This window comes from Leisingera sp. F5 (assembly GCF_001593695.1).
Map to the genome: position 1 here is coordinate 1 of NZ_LUKH01000782.1, position 1,679 is coordinate 1,679.

Below are 1,679 nucleotides of genomic sequence, written 5' to 3' on the forward strand. Positions count from 1 at the left end.
ATGCTGCACTGCAGAGCGCCGTTTGCCGCCGTAAAGGACCGCCTTCCGACACTGGCCTGGCCACGCCAGATCCCGATTGCGGGAGAGCCTGCCGATGTCGCAGCGGAAATTGAGGCCAATGGAGGCTGGCTCTATTCATCGGATATTCCCAAGCTTTACTTTCATGCGCAGCCGGGAGCGCTGATGCCGCCACCTGTCGCTAAGTATGTGATCTCGAATGCATTGAACCTCACCCATGTCGACCTTGGCTCTGGGTCGCATTTTTTGCAAGAATCCAGTCCGCATGAAATCGGAGCAGCATTGGAAAAATGGCTGCTGGCGTTGGAGTAATAAGGTTAACTGGAGGCGCCGGGTCAGTGGCCCGGCACTTTCCATGATCCCTTTGGTACTATAAATGCGACTTTACAATACCTATTTCAAGATACATGAATGCTGCATGCATGTATGGAGTAGTGCCATGAAGGATTCGCCGCACAAGCAGCCCTGGATGTTCGAGGTGACAGCCGAAGAAGTCGCTCAGCTTGTCAGTTGTTTCTATGCCCGAGTCCGTGCGGATGCGGTGCTGGGGCCGGTGTTCAATCCGGCCATCAGCGACTGGTCTGCGCATGAGGAAAAGATTGCAGCCTTCTGGCGCGGGGCGATCCTGCGGGAACCGGGCTATGACGGCAATCCGATGCAAATCCACCTGGCCAATCCGGAGATCAGGCCAGAGCACTTCCCGGTCTGGCTGGCCTTGTTCCGCGAAACCGCGGAGCGGGAGCTGGGGCCGGAAACTGCCCGCGCCTTCGCCGCTTTGGCAGACCGGATCGGCAAGGGGCTGTCCTACGGGCTGGAGAATTTCCGGCGCGAAGCGGACGCGCCGCCGGTGCTCTCGTGACCCGGATGTCAGGGGCAGGGGGCAAAATGTGCTATGCTCACGGTACAGGCCGCAGGTGCGGGGGATAGCAGACATGCCGGATCCACTTTATTCCAAGGCCCGGGTCATCGCAGAGCCGCCTGCCCGTGTTGTGCGGCGCTGGCTGGCGGCAGGCTGGGCCGACCTGCGCCGCAATCTCGGATATTCACTGTGTTACGGCTGCGCGCTGGTGCTTTTGGGCTGGCTGGCAGTCTGGCTGCTGGCCGCCACAGGCACCGGCTGGATGCTGCTGCCGCTGCTGGCGGGCGGGGTGCTGGTAGGGCCGGTTGCCACGGTCGGCTTGTACACGGTGGCCCGCGGGCGGAGCGAGGTCGCCTCGAAAGGCCAGATTGCGCTGGTGGGCGCCATCCTGATGGTCTTTGCCCTGACTTGGATCCGGGCGGCGACAGTGCTGTTCGCCATCGTCTATGGCCTCAGACCCTTTGCCGGCTTCATTGAGACACTGGTGCTGATGATCAGCACGCCGGCGGGCTGGATGCTGCTGATTTCCGGGTCCTTGACCGGCGGGCTGTTTGCGGCGCTGGGGTTTGCGGTCTCGGCCTTCTCTTTGCCGATGCTGGTGGAGCGCCGGATCGATGGCTTCTCCGCCATGGGGCTGAGCTTCAACGCTGCCACCCATAACTTCCGGCTGTCGGTCTGGTGGGGGGCGGCGATCACCCTGCTGACCGGGCTGGGAGTGCTGACCGGCCTACTGGGGCTGGCGATAATCTTTCCGCTGCTGGGCTACGCGACCTGGCACGCTTACGCAGATTTGTTTCATGGA

General features: G+C 61.8%; 2 protein-coding genes and 1 pseudogene. All 3 read left to right on the forward strand.

The window, feature by feature from the left end; all coding sequences use genetic code 11:
* Positions 1-330: pseudogene (locus A2I95_RS35910) on the forward strand (haloalkane dehalogenase); the annotation flags it as partial.
* 127 nt (positions 331-457) lie between these two features.
* The gene (locus tag A2I95_RS35915) at positions 458-877 is read left to right on the forward strand and encodes a group III truncated hemoglobin (RefSeq protein ID WP_027256534.1); all 420 of its coding nucleotides are present in this window, start codon (positions 458-460) and stop codon (positions 875-877) included.
* A gap of 73 nt (positions 878-950) precedes the next feature.
* A partial coding sequence (locus tag A2I95_RS35920; protein WP_291737307.1) for a DUF2189 domain-containing protein occupies positions 951-1,679 on the forward strand: 729 nt, incomplete at its 3' end.

What these genes read in the sequence shown, in the direction of transcription:
- A2I95_RS35915 (WP_027256534.1), top strand. Translation starts at nt 458, where the DNA reads ATGAAGGATTCGCCGCACAAGCAGCCCTGGATGTTCGAGGTGACAGCC.